The sequence below is a fragment of the Natronococcus pandeyae genome, from assembly GCF_008122205.1.
In the GTDB taxonomy this organism is placed as follows: domain Archaea; phylum Halobacteriota; class Halobacteria; order Halobacteriales; family Natrialbaceae; genus Natronococcus; species Natronococcus pandeyae.
On the sequence record NZ_PHNJ01000007.1, the window covers coordinates 235,524 to 255,209 of the forward strand.

The following is a 19,686-nucleotide window of genomic DNA, read 5'->3' on the forward strand; positions in this document are numbered from 1 at the left end:
ACTCGAGATCGAAGAAGATAGATTTATTAAGATAGAAGGTGTATAGTCCATTAGCTGAATCGCTTATGATTAAAGGAAGCGACTGTGGTCGCTTCAACATTCTGCCGATTCCACTTGCAGCGTCTCTGATACGGTACTTTTCTCGTTATTTTCTAATCTCGGAAACTCGTGTAGAGTGGTCACGCTTCACACTGAGCGTTCCAATTACGATCTTTCCGCTGAATCCGAACCCCTGTTTCTCCTGCACCTCAACCACCCTCGAACCCCGTTTCACCGGAAACCCGGTGTGTGTGTGTGTCGCCGAAACTCTCAAGTCGATTCACCGGAAACACGGTGTCTGAGTAAATGCCCAAATCTGACGATCTATTTATTCGAGAGGATCCGATTTTCATCAACAAGGAACTCCTTGAGATCAGCCATCTTCCCGACGAAGGTCGGATCGTCGGTCGAGACGAAGAGATCAGCCAACTGGCCAATGCAGTCAATCCCGCGATTTTCGGACAGAGCCCGAGCAACGTGCTCATCTATGGCAAAACCGGCACAGGAAAATCTCTCTGCGCGAAGTACGTCTCCAGGCGTCTCGTCGAAACTGCCGAAGAAGAGGGAATCACTGCTGTCTTCGCGTACGTCGACTGCGCTCAGGACACTACTGAAACGCAAGCCGTTCAGACGATCGCGAGCTCTGTCAACACCGATTCGACCGACATCTACATTCCTGACAAGGGAATTAGCACGGCAACGTACTACAAACGGCTCTGGCGGCTGCTCAATCAGGAGTACGACGTTGCGCTGATCATCCTCGACGAGATCGACAAACTCGAGGACGACGCCATTCTGATGCAACTCTCTCGTGCCGGCGAAGCGGGGAAAGTCACGGATTGCAAGATCGGTGTTATGGGGATCAGCAACAAGATCAAGTATAAGGATCGGATGGACGAACGGGTCAAATCCAGTCTGTGCGAACGGGAGTTCGTCTTCCCGCCGTACAACGCGAGCCAACTCAACGAGATTATGCTCGCACGGAGCGACGCGTTTCGGAACGGCGTTCTCGAGGATGCAGTCATTCCGCGGGCGGCAGCGCTTGCCGCTCGCGAACACGGTGATGCCCGAAAGGCGATCGACATTCTCCGGTATGCGGGCGAGATCGCACAAGCAAAGGACGTCGACGTCGTCCAGGAAGAGTTCGTCGTCCAGGCCCGCGAACGCGCGGAGGTCGACCGGTTCCGTGAACTCATTCGCGGTTCGACACCTCACTCCCGGTACGTTCTGCAGGCGTTGACTGTGCTCTCGCTCGATCACCAGCGTGACGGCGACTCCGTAGAACACCACGGGTTCCGCACGACGCGCATTTACGACGTCTACGAACAGATCTGTCGACAGGAAGGAACTGACGCACTATCGCTCCGCCGCGTTCGGGATCTGTTAAAGGAACACGCCTTTCTCGACATCCTCGAACAGACACGCCACAGTGGCGGGAGCGCCGAAGGAAGCTATACCGAACACACGCTTCTCGAGAATCCCGAAGTTGTCAAAGACGTGCTCGAAGATACGGTTGAGTGACTCCGATCCTCTTGGTGTCTCGAATTCACCGGAAACGTGGTGTGTTTTGTAACACGGCTTTCTCTTTCACCGGAAATCCAGTGCGTCTGTGAGAGGGCACATGTTTCACCGGAAACCCGGTGTGTTTCGAGGGAGGGGGCCCCTTTCACCGGAAATCCAGTGTGTTCGCTACTGGCGACAGAGTTGTCCATAGAGAGTGCAGTGATGAGAACTATTAGTCGGCGATCTCTGTCCTCACTTTCCGATCGAGCGACTCTCTTTCGGAGTATTCTCGGTCTTGGTTTCGACTCTGATGATCTGCCGTTGCAAAGATCGTAATCCTGCTATTCACCGGAAACCCGGTGTCTCTAGCAGCTCCAACTACGACGACTCACACCGAGTTTCCGGTGAATATGACGATCGTGGTAGTCTTTATATTCTAGTTTATAACTTCGATTCGAATTGTGTTTTTCAGGATTGGTAAGCTATTGAACTGCGCCGTCGCAGATGATATCCACTCTGCTTACGCGCGCCGGAACATGTAGCAGCTATTAAACCTGCGACGCCCAGGTTCGTTGAATCCTTTCAGCATTCGGGTATGGAAAGATATGTAACAGTCCTCAACGGGCATACGAACATCTGATACACGGTTAATTCACGGGTATAGCTGCTCTCCAGCCGATATTCACCTTTCTGGTTCATTCATTAATAGCTGCTAGTGAATATATTTAAGAATCAGATGAGGGTTGAAGAATGTGGGTGGAACGATGATCAAACAGCTAGAGAAGGAAATACCGGAGGAAATTGAGGCGGAACTATTAGAGAGGGAGAACGTCATCGGTGTGGGCCGGGGCAGAAAACGCGTCCGCGGTCAGTATACTGACGAGGAAGTTATCATCGCTTTTGTCGAGAAGAAAGTGGAGGAGGAAGACCTCGACGAAGACCAGATCGTCCCCCAATCGGTGGAGATCGAGGATCAGGATGTAGACACCGACGTCCAAGCAGCGCCTGGCGGATTTCACGCGCTACAGCAACAGCAGACAGTTCCCCGATCGATGGTCGAAGAGCAAGCAGTAACAGCTCCTACGAGGCCCCGGCTGACCCGACGAGACCGATGGCGGCCTGCCGCTCCCGGTGGGGTATCCATCAGCCATCCAGCGGTCTCGTCCGGGACACTCGGCACTCCGCCGCTTCTCACTCAAGAAGGCGAGCGGGTTTTTCTAACGAACGCCCACGTTGCCGCACCGATGGACAGGGCAGAACGTGGCGATAGCTGCCTTCAACCCGGAAGTCTCTTCGATGGCAGAAGTCCGGGAGACAAGATCGGCGAACTCCTGGAATGGAGCGAGCTCTCGGCGGACAAGGATAATATCTCCGATAGCGCACTTGTAAAAATCACGGATGACTTGGTGAGAAACGATATCCTCGGCATCGGTCCGCTTAAGGGGTGGACGGAAGCGAACTACGAGGAAAAACACATGAAAAGCGGAGCGACGACCAACGTAACTAGCGGACACCTCATTGCCCGCGATTTTACGGGGCTGATCAACTTCAGACCCGACAAGCAGTTACGGTTCACTGGACTCGACGTGTTCGAACCCATCAGTGCCGGTGGCGACAGCGGAAGCATCATCGGCATCACGCGTCAGGACGGGTCCTTCTACGGCACCAGTCTTCTGTTCGCCGGTAGTGTTCAGCAGACACTCGCTGTTCCGATGACCGCTGTCCAGGAGGTACACGGACAACTCGGCGTAGAACAACGTCAGCAGACGAGCGATCAACAGGAGCAGGTCGAGCCATACTACGGGGGACAAGAGCCTCTACAGAGCCGATCGGAGCTCACCCCGAACCTCCAACAGGGACAATCCTTCCCCCAACAGGGACAATCCCTCCCCCAACAGGGCAGTGGGACGCAACAACCGCCGATAATGGAGCAAGGGATTGGGACGTCGCCGACCATGGGGGCACTGCCGGAGGTCCAAACCCAGGGAGTGACGGCTCTGGAGGCCCCACCCAACGTCCAGGCGCAGCAGGCTGCGACCGCAAAGACCGGAGTCGCGGAAACCGAGTTTGCACCGCAGTACTTCTACGCTGGCGGGCTCAGGAGGATCGGTGCCAGTGGAGAGAGCTGGTTCCACATCGGTGATTTCGATTGGCGAGACAATTTCCACTTCACAGTCGTTCCGCTCGATCAAGATCGATCTCTGACGTTTAAATGGGTCAACTCGTACCGGTTGAACAACGGTCAGGTTCGGTACTGGGCGCTGATCCAGAACCACACCAACCAATCGGCCAGATTCTATATCAGAGCGTTCCAAGAACGATAAGCGAGATCTAACCCATTTTCTGAATTTTATCGGGTGGCGAATTGATCGACGAATCCCTCCGTCTGCCACTCGTTCGATCCAACCGACTGTCAATCAAGAGAACAGTGGAAGGCGAATACCACGAACCGAAGTTAATGGAAGGAGCGGTCAACGAATCGGACGAGAGTCCCGTAGTACAACCGCAGCGTATGCGGTTTTCGGAAGAAGACATTCAGATCGCAGGAGCGGCGGCTGAACGCCGATATCAGCTCCTCGTTCCGAGCGGTTACCACGGGGATCAGGGACCGCCGGTACCGCTCGTCGTGATGCTGCACGGCTGTACACAGGACGCGAGGAGCTTCGCTGCCGCCACGAGGATGAACGAGATCGCAGAAGCGGAATCGTTCATCGTCGCGTACCCGGAACAGTCTCAACGCCGGAACCCGACACGATGCTGGACGTGGTTCGAAGACGCCCACACCACACGCGGGGCCGGCGAGGCGGCGGTCATCGTGGGGGTCACTCGACAGGTCATCGAAACGTATGCAGTCGATACCGATGCGGTGTATCTCGCCGGCCTCTCGGCTGGTGGCGGTATGGCATCGAGCATGGCCGTCGCCTATCCCGATCTCTATACCGCCGTCGGGATACATTCGGGTCTTCCGTACGACGCTGCTGAGAACGCGGATGAGGCCGGACGAGCGATGCGGAACGAGAGTAGCTACTCGCCACAGGCGAAGGGGACGCAGGCCTGCGAGGACATGAGTGAGTACACAACCGTGGTTCCCACGATCGTCTTTCACGGGACCGCCGATCGGGTCGTCCATCCCGCGAACGGTAAGTACGCCGCCGAACAGGCGACACAAATGAATGACTTCGCATCTGATGGCCGCGACGACGATAACATCGATTACATCGCCGATCGGATCGTTGACGGGCGTGTCGGTGAATTGCCTGGGGGACTCAAGTTTACTCGCTTCGAGTACCACGACGAGAACCAAGGAGAGAGGGCTCCCCCAGTGGTCGTAGAGTACGTTGTGGATCAGATGGGCCATGCATGGTCCGGCGGGTCGTCTACTGGCGGTGGCACGTTCGTCGGTCCTCGGGGTCCCGCGGCCAGTCGACTCATCTGGGAGTTCTTCGAGGACCGGATGCCCGAAGTGCAGCCAACAGCGATGGCACGATCCGTTGCCACTGTGGGATCCGTTGCCACTGTGGGATCCGCTGCCACTGTGGGTGAGGTGGTAACCTTTACTGGGCAAGAACCGAAGGCATCTACCAGTTCGATTGCATCCTACGAATGGGAATTTGGCGATGGATCAACCACAACAGGTGAGACGGTTTCCCACGAGTTCACGGAACCTGGTGGATACACTGTCACGCTTACCATTGTCGATGATACCGGCAGAGCGGAGAGTGATTCGGTCAGTATCCAGATCGAAAAGAATTGACCTCCTCCCGCGCCTAAAATCGCGGGAATACCACGGCACCGCACCACTGAATCGGGATATTAGGCTTTCCAGTCTACCACCTCTGTCACACACAACGACCGCACCAGTCACTCAACGAACAGACGCCAGCGGAGGTACTAAACTAGACAGTGCCACTGCAGCCATTATTCCACGTAGAAAAGATCTCTTGGATCGGCGTGCAGTATAATCTGGTACCTTAGCCGAGAAGGATTAGATCTGAAATTCGAGCTGAATCGGCTCAGGAAGTGTAACGATCGTGTGCCCTGTTGCGGTAAAGTGTTCAATAGTATCGCGTGCCTGTTCGTCCTCCGGTTGCGTCTCTATATTCTGAATCATCCAGTCGCAATTCAGACAGCGCTTTTGCATTACGCACAGGAAGAAAAACTAGCTATATGACTTTTCGGTCTTCTTTTGCAAGGTCAATTACCTTTTCAAATCCACTTACCTGTTAATCAGAAAGAGCCGGAGAGGGAGCCGATTCTATTTCCTCTGTAGTCACATTGAGCTCCGTGGTGACCAGAGACTGGTATGCACGGCGGAGTCGCTCGGAGAGAGCCTGGTGAGAGATGTCGAGTTCGTCGGACAGTTCCTGCATCGAAACCTCCCGAGGGATACGGAAGTAACCGTGATCAATGGCTGCAACCAACGTCTCGTACTGACGCTGTGTGAGTCCAGTCTGCGAGTGATTTTCGCCGGTCGTGTCTGACAGGCGGATAATTGTTGGTCTGAAACCGTGATCTTCTAGCGTCTCGTAAATCGAGCTCGCATCGTTACGCTCTTCGACACGGATATTGAGGACCCAGGATCCATCCGGAGCCGAAGCATCCAGGATCGTCCCGCCTTCCTCGAGAACCACCTCGAAAATATCGATCGTCTCCGGCGTGAACTCGACGTTGTACAGCCACTTCTCTTCAGTACCGCTGATCAATGAATAGTCCTCAATCGTCGAGGCCTCTGCCAAGCCAGCCTCGAGGTCCTCTTTCGATGCGCCGGAAAGCCACAAGTTGTGGCCGTTCGAGGCGATACCCTCCTCTGCCTCGCACGTAAGCGACGGAACAGCGTTAACCAGTGCCGTCAGTCCAGTTCCCTCGCCTGAAATCTCGAGGTTGATGATTGAGGTCATGGGTTCACTTCTAACGACACCCGGAAATGCCATAGGCCCGTTTCCAAAACAGTTTGAACCTCTGATAGAGAATGTACTATTATATTATCTTTTGACCATGGTCATATTCGAGTCGAGATATGTCTACTGGTACCCTCTTTCTACTGAACGGCGAGAGTCGCCGCTGTAGAAACCTGCTATTGCTCTGTCTTGCCGGTCCCGTGAGATATGTACGACTTCCTTACTGACCTCATAGTTTAACGAAAGAAAATGACATCTAAGCAACTAGAATCTCATACACAGATTGTGCCGCAGGGAAATCCTGAATGGGGACTCGGATTGTATGATGCCTGCCAGAAGGCACTGGCTGTGCGTATCTGGTCCGATGGAACAATTCGGCCTGTAAAACGCGATGGAGAGTGTTCCTGCTGGAACACCAGTCTCACCCTAGTTGACGGGGGACCTGACGAAGAGTAAATCAGACTTCACGATTGACGTACTGGTCCTCCCAGTCACGACGTGCTCCAATTTCACGCTCTCCGCGGCGTGTTACGGTGTCCACGTTCGTACGGCGATCACCCTGATTTTTTCGACAAGACTCTTGTCAACGAGTGTATCCAGATTCGAATAGTTCGAGCCCCGATAGACACGTTCGCTGGTCAAATTCAGTCTTCGAGCAATTCGACGACGCCCCGGTTACCATCGACTCGAATTCGCTGTCCCGTTTCTATCTGCTCCGTTGCCCCAGCGACGACCACCGATGGGATTCCGTACTCTCGGGCGACGATCGATCCGTGGGTCATCTTGCCGCCAACGTTGGTCACCAGCCCGGCTGCGTTGAGGAACAGCGGCGTCCAGCCGGGATCGGTGTGCGGGGCGACGAGTATCTCCTCAGTTTCGAGGGTCGCGTCGCTCGGTTCTTCGATGACCCGAGCCTGTCCTTCTGCGGCACCACTGGCTGTCGGAATACCCACGAGTCCGTCGGTATCGATGGTTGAAGCAATACCGCCTCGGGGGATCTCCCCGTCACTTGTAATAACACGTGGTGCACGAAGTTGCTGATGGTGGAACTGTTCGGCTCGCCGTGCATCGAGATCGACATCGGTCGGCGTGTCGGGATTCGTGAGTTCGAACAGCAATTCGTCGAAGTCGTAGAGCCAGACGTCGTTCACGTCTTCGAGACGGCCTTCACGTTCCAGTTTCTCACCAGCCGCGAGTACCTGTCGCCGAGTTTCATCCAGCAGTTGCGAGAGAGCGTACTTGGTGACCTCCCGCATCGAGAGATAGCTCCGGTACCGCAGTGCGAACGGACGAACGAGGCGTCGTCGAATCGAGCCGAACCGCTCTCGGTTCGCCTGTCGTTCGAGGCGAGTGATCGCTCGCTCGGTTTCAGTCTCCAGGCGTTCGACGTGAGTTCTGTGGTCTCCCGGGTCGCCAGTTTCGAGCTTCGCCTGAACAGTGCCCAACAGCGGTGACGGATCCTCGTGATATCGCGGGCGAGAGAACTCGATTTCGGCAGGGGCCCTGAACCCGTACTCATCGAGGAAGTTCTCGAACGCAGCGGTGAACTCCTCGCCGCCGGCCACCTCGCGTATTTCGTCGAGGCTACGGCCCTCTTTGAGCGCTCGCTCGACGTCCGGGTTGTCGCGGGCGATATCAGTGACGTCCCCCAGTTCGATCATCATCGTGGTGGTGACGTTCTCGCGCAACCCTCGCTCGAGGGCCTCGAACTCGTCGTCGGCGCCGGGACAGAGCCGCCGCAGGGCCGCCCTGTAGAAGTAGACGTTCCACAGCTTCAACGCCACCTCCATGGCTTTCCAGCTGAACTCGTCGTTTTTCTCGAGTGCGATCCGCAGGCGTTCCGCCTCCGAGTCACCCGATCTGACCTCCCGAATCATCTCCTCCGCTGTGGCGTCTGCCCACTGTCGCGCTCTGCGAGGTACTTCCTCGTAAGAGCGTCCCACCAACCCTCTGAGGATCGATCCAAGCGTCCGCCCGACGACGGGCGCTACCTTTCCGACGGTCGAAAGCGTCTGCAGGAGCGACGTACCCCGAAGCACGGACGTCTGGGCGAACTCGTCACCGCGCCGCTCACGGATTTCCTCGAGGGGCGCGATCGCCTGCCTGTCGAAGTCGTTGAGTCCCTCGAGGAGGTACGGTGCGAGCCGGTCCGATTGCAGGAGTGGTGTGACGTCGATGTACACCATTCCACCCGCGGTCGCACTCGACAGCCCAGCCTCGGGATCGGACCCGAATCGGTCGAACAGTACGTCCATCGTCCGCGACCAGTAATCGACCACAAGCGGCGGCATCACCTCGGTCATCCCCTGCCGGTGATTCCAGCTGTAGTAGACGTGCAGCGCGTCGTCGTCGGGCCGCGGTTCGGGGAGTGGAGAGAGCGTGGTTATCGGGCGCGTTTGCAGCATCCAGAACTGACCGTCGGCGATCGACCACTCGATGTCCTGTGGGGAACCGAACGAGCGTTCGATCCCCTCACCGTACGCGACGATCGTCGTCACCTGCTCGTTGGTGAGGACCCGGTCGCTCTCGGTGTTCGGTACGTCTCCGTTCTCGAGGTCACCTGTCGGTTCGTTCGCGCCGACCAGATCGGATCCATCGTCGCCACTGACTCCAGCACGGTATTCGAGAATTTCCCCGGATTCCCGGTCTACTCGAACATTTTCCGCTGTCACCGTTCCCGAAACGACCGCTTCTCCCAGTCCGGTCGAGGCGTCGATCGAGGCGACAGTCCGCTTGCCGGTGAGCGGATCGGCCGTGAACAGCACGCCGGAGGCGTCGGCGTCGATCATCTCCTGAACGACGACGCACATCGACACCACCTCGTGTGCGATCTCGTTTCTCGCTCGGTACGATACCGCCCGATCGGTGAACAGACTCGCCATACAGTCCAGAACCGCGTCCGTAACGTCCGCGAGGCTGCTCACGTCGAGCACCGTGCTATGTTGTCCGGCGAACGAGGCCGTCGGGAGGTCCTCGGCTGTCGCACTCGACCTGGCGACGTACGAGACACCCGATTTCAGCTGGACCTCGATGGATTCCTGGACATCCTCTGGGAGTTCTTTCGCTCGAATGGTATCCCGGAGTCTCGTCGCTCGCTCCCGCAACCTCTCGGTATCGATCGGATCCGTGGCTTCGAGGTCGTCGATCATCGCGGAAATCTCCTCGTCATCCGTGAGTTCTTCGTAGACGGCCGTCGTCACGCAGAACCCGTCCGGAACGGGAAGTCCGGCCGAGACGAGTTTGGCGAGGTTTGCTCCCTTCCCGCCGGAGAGTTCAGTATTCGTGGCCCGCGGATCCGATAAGGAAAGTACAGCGGGAACTCGTTCGAGGATGGCCATACTCCTTCTTCGATCACTTCCGTATTTTACTTCGTTGTAGGAGAGTGTGACAGTCTCATCCAGCAAATCTATTGACCCGAGACCCGGCGTGATATCGATGCATTGCTGGCTCTCGTTCGAGAGTTCAGGGAGTCCACCCCTATAACTGATCTTCTCTCGGAGATTCGATATTGTGACCCACTGTTCGTCTACCAGTATCAGTAGACAGAGAACGACAGGAATGTATCCGTCACGGCGTATCGAATCGCAGATACTCGGGCGAGAAGCGTAACAGCGAACGTTCACAACCGTGGTATCACGAAAAGGCCAGCCAGAATCGCCAGGTTTGCCAGAACGCCCGCGGAGGCGACGGTCCAATCGAGCGTCGTGAGAACCAGTGAAAACACGGTAACTGCGAGCAGCAGTTCTCGCCAGTAGCGCCAGTCAGTCACCAGCGCGACAGCCGAAGCAACGAATCCAACGCCGGCCACGGCGGTCAACACGGCAAAGACCCGTATCCCGGCATCCCCTACGTCAACGGCGCCGCCGAGCAGGGTAGTTTTATACGGGAGGTCAGCTATCTCGATTAGTTCGAAGTATACCACGATCCCGAGAAAGTGAATGACTCCGTGGATCCCAACTGCAATTGCTGCGAGGTACGTGAGGTACCTGACCATCAGGATTCACCACTTTCGAACTGTTACACTCGCTTCCATGGCTATGACAGCCTGCTGTCTAGCCAGATCATGTCTGCAACTGTAAAACATCGGGCGAGAAGCACTGTATAGGCGTCTCGACCAGCAACAGGCACTGGCCAAACTGCGCCGCCAGAACGTCTGATCGAAGCACTATCCTCACCTGATACTCGCCTCCCGTACCTGGAGAACCGACCCTCCCCTATATCGAACACGATACGCTACGTGTAGTATGGGCATCACGATCGAACTACGATCTCGTCGAGGTCGCCAACGCAGACCGCAGAAAGGCTGGGACAATCGACGGAACTGCAACGGTTGGGGTCGATCGAAGTGAACGTTCTGGTATTCGGTGCAGGCCCGTTAGGCAGTTTGAAAGCGGCGCGACTCCACGAGGCGGGACACGACGTCTCGCTGCTCGCCAGGGGGCAACGACTGGCGGATCTGAAAAAACATGGAATCGTTATTCAGCAAGAAGGCGCTGACGAGGAGGAAGTCGCTCGCGTCGATGTGGTTGACTCTCTGGAGCCAGACGACGACTACGATCTCGTCCTGGTCGTCATGGGGGAACATCAAGCGGTGCAGATTCTGGACACGTTGGCCGAAAACGAGCACGTTCCGACGTTCCTCTTTATGGGGAACAACGTCGGCGGTCCCGACGAAATGGTTCGGGCGCTCGGCAAAGAGCGCGTGATGTTGGGGTTTCCGTACCCCGGTGGGAAACGCGACGGACACGTCATGCGCGTGCTCCCGATCAACGAGGCCAACCGATACACCATCCCGATCGGGGAGGTCGATGGAACGATTCGACCCAGGACCCGAGAGGTGGCCGCAGTGCTTTCGGACATGCGAGGGTACGACGTCGAGATCCGGACGGACATGGAGAACTGGTTGAAATACCACGTCGCGTTGCTCATGTCCGGTCTCGTCCCCGCGCCGTATGCCGCTGACACTCGCATGAAGCGGCTGGGCGAAACCAGGGATCTGCTGGTGCTTTCGGTTCGTGCGACGAAGGAAGCGCTTCGAGGATTACGCACGGCGGGATACTCGCCTAGCCCGCCGGTCGTCAGGAGCTTCGAATACGTCCCGGAGCCGATTTGTGTCTGGGCCATCGGATGGCTCATGCGAAACGAGTACGCGAAGGTCTCGGTCGAAGGGCACGCCCGGGATGGCAGAGACGAAATGGCGTATCTGTTCGACGAGTTACGGGCCATCATCGATCAGTCGAATGGAGAAACGCAGGCAATCGATCAGCTGGCCCCGTACTACGATCCTGACACACCTTCGTATCCCGAAGGGAAACGAGAGATATCCATGAAGTGGGGCGGTCTCGTCGCTCCCGTGATCGGAATCGGGGGGCTCACGCTCGTTATTCGGTGTTTGCGCTCGAAAGCGAGATCCGATTCCGCGGCCGAACGCGAATCTGGTGGCGTCTATTACGAGGTGAGCGGCCCCGAAGAGGCGACCGCCGTGGTGTTCACGCACGGATTCGCCCTCGACCGCGAGACGTGGCGGGAGCAGACCGCTACGCTATCGGAGTCGTATCGGGTTCTCTCGTGGGATGTCCCTGGATGTGGTGACTCTGCCGAGTCGAATGTGCCGGTCCGATTCGATGTCTCGGCTCGCAAGTTGCTCGACGTACTGGACGACGAAGGTATCGACCAGGCCGTCCTGGTCGGTCAGTCGATGGGGAGCCTGTTGAACCAATACCTTGCGTACCATCACCCCAACCGCGTCCGAGCTCTCGTTCACGTCGGGGGCTTCCCGTTACACGATGGGTTCTCCGAGCGCACAATCAAACTGATGGGAGTGCACGTGAGGCTACTCCAACTCATGCCGGAAAAACTGATATACGACATGTTTGGTCGGTTGGTCGCTCGCACTCCCGATACCCAGGAGTACGCAAGACAGGCGAGTGCGCGTACCGGGAAGGAGAATATGATTTCTCTCGAACGAGAATATCTCCAGGATCTCGAGGATGGGATTCCCGAACTAACCGAGCACCCGCAATTACTCGTGGTCGGTGAACACGAGTACTCTACGCTCCGAAAGAAAGCGAAGGAGTGGAACGAAAAACTCCCCGACAGCGTGTACACGACAGTGCCAGATGCGGGACACATTGCGAACCACGATAATCCGACGGTATTCAACGAAATCCTGTCCCCGTTTCTGGAATCACTGGGATAATTGACAGCTAGGTGACGTCATCTTTTTGGCCGGAACTACGATTTCGGAGCGAGGAAGAGGCTAAATCTCAGTGCCATAGAATAGACTCCTATACTCACCTTGGTTCGTGACGAGTTATACACCGAATATGAAATTTCTGCCCAAATTCGAGCGTACCACCGACGAAGCGTCAGACCACTCACCGGATCGAAAAGAGCAAACTGGTCGCCCGAAATCACGACGAACCAAGTTTCTTCGGGGAACCGCTATTTTCATTGTTATGTCGTAACGCTCTGGTGGCTGCTATCCCGCGGTGAAGAACGATCGGAGCGATACAGGAAATGGTTTAACTTCTAACAGGATAAGTCCCCGTCCTCAAGGAGCAACGCAGGCCGCAAACCGAGTAGCGCAGTAGGGCGGGGATACAGCCGTCGCAGCGGAACCGATCCAGCGAAACTACTAATATATACTGAATATATAGCCGTCTATGGGCACGTTCGAACTGGAAGGCAAGGAAATAATCGACAGAGAAGCGAAGGAGTTTGGCGGAAGTGCCCACGTTACCGTTCCTGCCCACGTTACCGTTCCCAAAGACTTGCGTGGCGCGGACGTGAAAGTCATCTGCGTCAGCGATCCCGACGAAATCATCGAAGAGTAACACGTGAACTACAACTACAGGTATCGCATCGAGCCGAGCGAGGCCGTCGAAACCGAATTAGAACGGCACATAGATACCTGTAGACAACTCTACAACCACTTCCTGTAGGAACTCCACAACACCGACGAGTACCTGTCGTACACCGCAATGCAAAACATGCTGCCCGACTTGAAAGACTGGTGGGCTGACCTTAACGACGTGTACTCGAAAGTGTTGCAGATGGTTGCTCGTCGCGTCGGCGACAACCTTGACCGCCTCAAAGACCAGAAAGAGAACGGTCGGAAAGTCGGGATGCTGAAGTGGAAGTCACCGCGAGAGTATCGGAGCCTCACCTACAACCAGTCTGGTTTCGAACTCAAGAACACGAGTGACTAGACCACGCTCGAACTTTCCAAGATTGGTGAGATGTCGATATACCCCCACCGCTCGATTCCCGACAACGCCGACGTGAAACAGGTCACGATCAAGCAAGAGAAGACAGGTGAGTGGTACGCCACCTTCGGCATCGAAACCGAAAACGAGACGCCAGAAAAGCCTGAGCTGGACGAGGTTGACCGCGAGGATATGGTCGGCATCGACGTAGGCATCCTCAAGTACGCCCACGACACCGACAGCACGATGGTCGGCAGTCTCGCCCTCGAAGACGAGTACGAACGACTCGAACGCGAACAACGAGCGTTGAGTCGCAAAGAACAGGGGTCGCAGAACTGGCATGAACAACGCCGCCGCGTGACCCGCATCTACGCTCGCATTGTGCAGAAGCGTCGTGACTTCTTGCACAAGTTGTCAGCGTACTACGCTCGGGAGTACGACCTCGTAGCCGTCGAAGACCTCGACGTTCACGGGATGATGCAACTCCCGTCGAACAGTCGGAATAGGGCGTCGGCGTCGTGGCGGACGTTCATCGACTCCCTCGAATACACATGTGACCGCGAGGGAACGCACTTCGTGAAAGTCGAACCCGAGGACACGACGCAGGACAGGAGTGTGCTGAGTGTGGCGTTGAGGTTGAGAAGGAGTCGTGAGTGCGCGAGCATTCCTGTCCGACGTGCGGGTTCGAGACTGATCGTGACGAGAACGCCGCGTACAACGTGTTACAACGAGGGATTCAGGAGTTAGGTTTGGGACACGCCGAAGTCACGCCTGCGGAGACTGCACTCCCTACGTCCGTGACTGGTGGGTCTTCCACCGTCGTGGATGCAAAGTATGTCTCGAAACAGGAAGCCCCACCCTCAAGGAGCGAGTCACTACTGTGGCGAGCGAGTAGTGTGGGGTAGTTCACGCAAGGAACTTATCCGAGTCGGGGGGTTCTAGCATATATATGAGTGATCGGGCCGGGTCTTCTGAAGCGACATTCTGGGGAAATATGGACGACACCGAGGCCCTCCAGCACTATCGTACCCTCATCAATACGATCGACGATGGGATCTATCGACTCGACGTCAAAGGCCGCCTCGTCTCGGTCAACGACGTCATCGTCGAGAGAACCGGATATACGCGTGAGGAACTGCTCAGGGAGCACGTGTCCGTGCTCTTCGGCGGCGACAGTGCGACGATCGAACATGAGATCGACCGTCTCCGAGCGAACGCCTCCGACCAAAGCGAGTCACTCGATCTCACCCTGGAAACCGCCGAGGGGGAACAGATTCGCTGTGAAATGCGGGTGAACGTGCCCGACGCGAGTGATGCCGTGCAGGGAGCAGTCGGAATCGTTCGCGGAATTGACGAACGTAAACAGGCGGAAACGGAAACCACCGAAGCGACCTTTCGTCGACTGTTCGAGAACGTACCCGGCAACTATCTCATCGTACAGCCCGGCGACTACGAAACCGTAGCTGTGAGCGATGCATATTTGGACGCGACGATGACCGATCGGACGGAGATCCTGGGTAAGACGCTGTTTGAGATCTTTCCGAACAATCCCGACGATCCAGCCGAGGGTGTCGAGAACCTGCGCGAGTCGCTCGAGAGAGTAGCGGAGACTGGGGAGGCCGACGTCATGTCGGTGACGCACTATCCGATCCCCGACCGCACGTCCGACGGCGACGAGTTCGAAGAGCGCTGGTGGAGTCCGAGTAATTCGCCCGTGTTCACCACGACGGGCGAAATCGACTATATTATCCACAGTGTCGAGGACGTCACCCCGATCGTCCAGGAACTCCAGGCAGACGGCGAGCAGGAACTGCTACAGGAACCCGACACGGCGGATTCACAGCTCGCATCGGATATCGTGCTGCGCGGACAGGAGTTACTACAACAGGCAAAACAAGAAGCGTACGAACAACTGCGCGAGAGCGAAGAACGCTTTCGCGCGTTGGTCACCACCACGTCGGATGCGGTATTCAGTACGAACGCAGACTGGAGCGAGGTGCACAGTTTAGAGGGTTCGGACTTCCTCGCGGACATCGACGAGCAAGGACCGTCGTGGGTTGAAAAATACGTTCCGCCTGAAGACCAGCCGCGCGTTCAGAAAACCATTGACGAAGCCATTCGCACGAAAAGCAGCTTCGAGTTGGAACACCGATTCGTTCGTAAAGATGACACAGTTGCCTGGATCGTCTCGCGTGCTACACCGCTCCTGGATGAGAATGGCGAAATCACTCGATGGTTGGGTGCGACGAACGACGTAACCGAGCGGGTTGAACGCGAGCGTTATCTCGAGGATGCAAAAGAGCGGCTGGAAGCGGCGGCAGAAGCTGGCGCTGTCGGGACCTGGGAGTGGAATATTCCTGATGACCAGATGGCCACGAGTGCGTCGTTCGCCAAGAAGTTCGGGATCGATCCGGAGGCGGCCACCGAGGGCGTCTCGTTCGACCAGTTCATCTCGGCCATCCACGACGACGATCGCGAGCGGGTCACACGGAAGGTCAAGGACGCTATCGAATCGGGCGAAGAGTACAAAGAAGAGTACCGCGTTTGGGACGACGACGACAAACTCCGGTGGGTCGTTGCGCGCGGTCGCATCGAGTACGACGATGACGGTACTCCAGTGTCGTTCCATGGCGCCCTGGCCGATATCACCGAGCGCAAGCGGTTCGAGCGGCGACTCGAGGTGTCCAACGAGCGCCTCGAACAGTTCGCCTACGCCGCCAGCCACGACCTGCAAGAACCCTTGCGTATGGTTTCGAGCTATCTCCAACTCATTGAGAACCGATACAAAGACGATCTCGACGACGACGGTGAAGAGTTCCTCGAGTTCGCCATCGACGGTGCTGACCGGATGCGCGACATGATCGAGGGGCTACTCGAGTACTCTCGGGTCGATACGCAGAGCGATCCAGTCGAATCAATTGAGCTGAATGCCGTCCTCGAGGACGTGCTCGCGGATCTCCACGTTCAGATCGTGGAGAGCGACGCCGAAGTTACGGTCGAAGATCTTCCTCGTCTCGAGGGCGATGCCAGCCAGCTCCGACAATTGTTCCAGAATTTGCTCGACAATGCCATCACCTACAGCGGAGACGAGCCACCGCGGATTCACGTGAGCGCCGACCGAAGAAACAACGACTGGATTATTTCAGTCGACGACGAGGGGATCGGGATCGATCCCAAGGATCAGGACCGTATCTTCACGGTATTCGACCGACTTCACAGTCACAAGGCGTACGAGGGGACAGGTATCGGGCTCGCGCTCTGTCAGCGTATCGTCGAGCGCCACGGGGGCGAGTTCTGGGTCGACTCCGAGCCCGGTGAGGGAGCGACGTTCTCGTTCACGCTTCGAGCCGGAAGCGAACACGATCTGCGTACCGTTATGGACAATCACCGTTCATCTCAACTGGACAATTAATCTGCTGAATACACCCTCTGGGGCTTGTTTAGACGCGCGGGATCAGTAGTGTTAGAGTCTTACAGCTTGCTCGATGTTTCTGACCGCAGCCTTTATAACGAGCTCCCTGAACTGCTCCTCTAATTCCGAAAGGGAAAGATGACATAGTTGAAGACGAAGCTACGCTACGTCTTCGTCAGCCGAGACGGGATCGCTACGATCATATTCCTTTTTAGAGATGACAATCTCATCAGAACCGGATATCTCTACGCCGTGTTTTTGCCAACTGAACGAAACCATCACAGTATCGTCACAGCAGAGCAATTGATCAATCGCGTCTGGATCAATCACTTCTGCTAGTGGCTCCATGTCGAGCGAATCTTGATCTGACACAAACACTATTGCCTCAATCACAGCGATGGATGGTGGGGGCTCAGTGATCGTGAAATACCACTTGTTGTCGGCCGTTTCCCTCAGTTTCACACTCATCATTCCCTGTTCAAGTGCGTGCTACGAAAACACACATTATGACTAGTCACACCGATGAGGCAGTCGCCTTTTCGAACAGATGATAGAACACCGTGGATTCAGCTTTTCGTAAGTGATGGTGGAACGTCTGTCGTGAAATTCCGAGTTCCGCCGCCAGTTCGTCGCCCGAACTGAGTCGTGGGTGCTCGTAGTACCCCCCGAAATACGCTAACCGAAGCACCGCTTGTTGGCGATCGGTCAGCTGCTCTTCGACAAGATGGCGAAGGTAGACCGGGGTCAACAGCCGTTGTTGGGCGATGAGTTGGATATCCGGATGCTGTTCTCGAATCGTCCACGTGACGGCTGTTGTATCGACTGTTTCCGGAAATCTGCCGATTACTATAGCCGTGTCATCCTTGATCGCCACCGATTGGAGTTCTCCGTCGAAGGTATCGAAGATACTGACTATTCCCTCTTCGTCAGTAACCTGGAAACGGGTTGTCTCCCCAACTGTACTCAGAAGTCTGGGATCCGAAACTGACGGAAAAACGCTCTCAAGGGCGGTACGAACTATCGGCGGAGGGAGGCCGTCGATTGTCCAGAACTGGCATTCCGTCCCGCCAGAGAGCGGTACGACCGAATCAAGGACCATGTTGATCTCTGTGTCCGTCTCCGCTTGAAACGGCTGGGCGATTTGAGCGGACTGAAACTTTAGTTCGATCGTGGGATTGAGCACTTCCTTGCGTTCGAGGGCGTACAGTGCGTACCCGATGATCTCGCCGAGTTCGATGAGGATACGCTGTTTCTCTTGGTCGAAGGCGTCAGGACGATCTGCGAACACTCCGAGAACACCGTAAGCGGTTTCTTGGGACACCAGTGGAATGGCTGCGTACGACCTGATCCCGTGCCTAGCGACAAGATCTTGCCAATAGTCGTATGGAATCTCGGAGAGATCGTGTCGGACGTAGAATTCCCCGGTGCGAACTGCGCTTGCACTCACGGTCTCACTCAGCGGTGGTGCCTCTTTGGCCAGTACACCCTCAAACATTGTTTCGATACCACCAGTTATCGCCCACGGTTCGAAGTCATCGAAGGCTGATGATGACTCACCCATTACCGTCGCTTGGTACGCATCGAACTCTAGAAGCGTTTCGCAGACCGTCTGCGCGATATCGTCGCGCGTCTCTGCTCGCGCGACGGTTTGTACAATCGTCCGGATCACGGTGTTGAGCTGATCGACGCGCTGGAGCTGTTGCTCGCGCTCTTTGAGTTCAGTAATGTCCCGCCCTTCCGGGACAAGTAGTGTGACCTCGCCCTCTTCATTCGTCACCGGCCGGAGTGAGAAGTCGATCACTGCGGTGCGGTCAGAGCCCTGGACTTCAACCTCATACCGGACGAACTCACCGTCGGCTGCGCGGTTGATAGCGTCTTTCAACTGGGATTGCGTTCGTTCGGATATTTGCCACCAGTGGGCCTCCCAAAACGGGTTCTCGATGACGTCTTCTCGGGTCAGGCCCCCAAAGGAGAGCGCTGCCTCGTTTGCGTCGATGAGAGTGCCGTCGGGCTCTAGAAGACCGATAAACTGGAAGGTCGTGTTGAAAATCACGTTGTGGTGGGACTCTCGTCCGAGGGGCATCGACGTCTGGGATGAATTTGCACGGTCTCGTAGACGGCTGGTAGCAGCCGATGACCCAGAGTGAGCAGATTCCGTTGATCCGGTGGTTGAACGCTCGGGCGGTCGCCACCACACCCGGTCTTTGGCCCCGATTTTCTTCGTTTCAAGACGATCGTCGTTGACGAGTATTTCTAATTTAGTGTAGATAGTGCTTGCCGTGCAGTCAAACTCGTCGGCAATCTCCGTCGTCGTGAACGGCGTTCCAGGTGAATCGAGCGTGTCGAAGACCTTAAGGACGGTAGCTGGTGAGAGACCGGTGGAATTCATGCAACTAAGATGCGCCGGGCCCAATTAAGGATTCCATCAATCAACAGCCTGGTTGATTCAGATATTTTACGCTTACTGATGAGTTGCTGCATATGCAGAACCACTGAACGGCTAATTCATTAGTTTTATCGTGAAATAAACGAAGTCAGGGTACTGAACTCATCCTCTGGGCCTTGTTTGAACGCGTGATTTCACGGGTGTGAGTCCTCTATTGCGCGTTCGATGTTGCGGACGGCG

Annotated in this window: 11 protein-coding genes and 1 pseudogene; 7 read left to right on the forward strand and 5 right to left on the reverse strand. The window is 56.1% G+C overall.

Annotated elements, in window-relative coordinates; all coding sequences use genetic code 11:
• The first annotated feature begins 345 nt into the window (after positions 1-345).
• The 3 genes from CV102_RS14815 (at position 346) to CV102_RS14825 (ending at position 5,296) form a co-directional block, all read left to right on the forward strand.
• On the forward strand, positions 346-1,560 hold the full coding sequence (locus tag CV102_RS14815; RefSeq protein ID WP_148858778.1) for a Cdc6/Cdc18 family protein: 1,215 nt from the start codon (positions 346-348) through the stop codon (positions 1,558-1,560).
• Positions 1,561-2,306: 746 nt separating this feature from the next.
• Positions 2,307-3,866 carry a hypothetical protein gene (locus CV102_RS14820; protein WP_148858779.1) on the forward strand — a complete coding sequence of 520 codons (1,560 nt, stop codon included), beginning with the start codon at positions 2,307-2,309 and terminating at the stop codon, positions 3,864-3,866.
• Positions 3,867-3,907: 41 nt separating this feature from the next.
• Positions 3,908-5,296, forward strand: coding sequence for an extracellular catalytic domain type 1 short-chain-length polyhydroxyalkanoate depolymerase (locus CV102_RS14825; protein ID WP_148858780.1), 1,389 nt, complete (start codon positions 3,908-3,910; stop codon positions 5,294-5,296).
• 469 nt (positions 5,297-5,765) lie between these two features.
• Here CV102_RS14825 and CV102_RS14830 read toward each other — a convergent pair whose 3' ends face one another.
• From CV102_RS14830 to CV102_RS14845, 3 genes are all read right to left on the reverse strand, one after another.
• Positions 5,766-6,440, reverse strand: coding sequence for a helix-turn-helix domain-containing protein (locus CV102_RS14830; RefSeq protein WP_148858781.1), 675 nt, complete (start codon positions 6,438-6,440; stop codon positions 5,766-5,768).
• A 644-nt stretch (positions 6,441-7,084) separates the two neighbouring features.
• The gene (locus tag CV102_RS14840; protein ID WP_148858782.1) at positions 7,085-9,778 is read right to left on the reverse strand and encodes a PEP/pyruvate-binding domain-containing protein; all 2,694 of its coding nucleotides are present in this window, start codon (positions 9,776-9,778) and stop codon (positions 7,085-7,087) included.
• Positions 9,779-10,059: 281 nt separating this feature from the next.
• Positions 10,060-10,434, reverse strand: a complete 375-nt coding sequence (locus CV102_RS14845) for an ABC transporter permease (protein WP_148858783.1) — start codon at positions 10,432-10,434, stop codon at positions 10,060-10,062.
• Between the two features lie 351 nt (positions 10,435-10,785).
• Between CV102_RS14845 and CV102_RS14850 the strand changes: the two genes are divergently transcribed.
• From CV102_RS14850 to CV102_RS14870, 4 genes and pseudogenes are all read left to right on the forward strand, one after another.
• Positions 10,786-12,639 carry an alpha/beta fold hydrolase gene (locus CV102_RS14850; protein WP_148858784.1) on the forward strand — a complete coding sequence of 618 codons (1,854 nt, stop codon included), beginning with the start codon at positions 10,786-10,788 and terminating at the stop codon, positions 12,637-12,639.
• Between the two features lie 466 nt (positions 12,640-13,105).
• Positions 13,106-13,276, forward strand: a complete 171-nt coding sequence (locus CV102_RS14860) for a DUF2080 family transposase-associated protein (protein WP_148858785.1) — start codon at positions 13,106-13,108, stop codon at positions 13,274-13,276.
• A 3-nt stretch (positions 13,277-13,279) separates the two neighbouring features.
• Positions 13,280-14,543, forward strand: a pseudogene (locus CV102_RS14865) (RNA-guided endonuclease InsQ/TnpB family protein).
• A gap of 99 nt (positions 14,544-14,642) precedes the next feature.
• Positions 14,643-17,060, forward strand: coding sequence for a PAS domain-containing sensor histidine kinase (locus CV102_RS14870; RefSeq protein ID WP_148858786.1), 2,418 nt, complete (start codon positions 14,643-14,645; stop codon positions 17,058-17,060).
• Between the two features lie 159 nt (positions 17,061-17,219).
• On the opposite strand, the gene CV102_RS14875 is transcribed toward CV102_RS14870, so the two are convergent.
• Together CV102_RS14875 and CV102_RS14880 are read right to left on the reverse strand one after the other, a co-directional pair.
• Positions 17,220-17,528: a HalOD1 output domain-containing protein gene (locus CV102_RS14875; RefSeq protein WP_148858787.1), complete on the reverse strand. Its 309-nt coding sequence runs from the start codon at positions 17,526-17,528 to the stop codon at positions 17,220-17,222.
• 46 nt (positions 17,529-17,574) lie between these two features.
• On the reverse strand, positions 17,575-19,449 hold the full coding sequence (locus CV102_RS14880) for a helix-turn-helix domain-containing protein (protein WP_148858788.1): 1,875 nt from the start codon (positions 19,447-19,449) through the stop codon (positions 17,575-17,577).
• Positions 19,450-19,686 lie beyond the last annotated feature (237 nt).

Bases quoted from the DNA above. Each gene is read 5' to 3' on its own strand.
- CV102_RS14815 (WP_148858778.1), top strand. From the start codon at position 346: ATGCCCAAATCTGACGATCTATTTATTCGAGAGGATCCGATTTTCATC.
- CV102_RS14845 (WP_148858783.1), bottom strand. From the start codon at position 10,434: ATGGTCAGGTACCTCACGTACCTCGCAGCAATTGCAGTTGGGATCCAC.
- CV102_RS14820 (WP_148858779.1), top strand. From the start codon at position 2,307: ATGATCAAACAGCTAGAGAAGGAAATACCGGAGGAAATTGAGGCGGAA.
- CV102_RS14870 (WP_148858786.1), top strand. From the start codon at position 14,643: ATGGACGACACCGAGGCCCTCCAGCACTATCGTACCCTCATCAATACG.
- CV102_RS14840 (WP_148858782.1), bottom strand. From the start codon at position 9,778: ATGGCCATCCTCGAACGAGTTCCCGCTGTACTTTCCTTATCGGATCCG.
- CV102_RS14880 (WP_148858788.1), bottom strand. From the start codon at position 19,449: ATGAATTCCACCGGTCTCTCACCAGCTACCGTCCTTAAGGTCTTCGAC.
- CV102_RS14830 (WP_148858781.1), bottom strand. From the start codon at position 6,440: ATGACCTCAATCATCAACCTCGAGATTTCAGGCGAGGGAACTGGACTG.
- CV102_RS14860 (WP_148858785.1), top strand. From the start codon at position 13,106: ATGGGCACGTTCGAACTGGAAGGCAAGGAAATAATCGACAGAGAAGCG.
- CV102_RS14875 (WP_148858787.1), bottom strand. From the start codon at position 17,528: ATGAGTGTGAAACTGAGGGAAACGGCCGACAACAAGTGGTATTTCACG.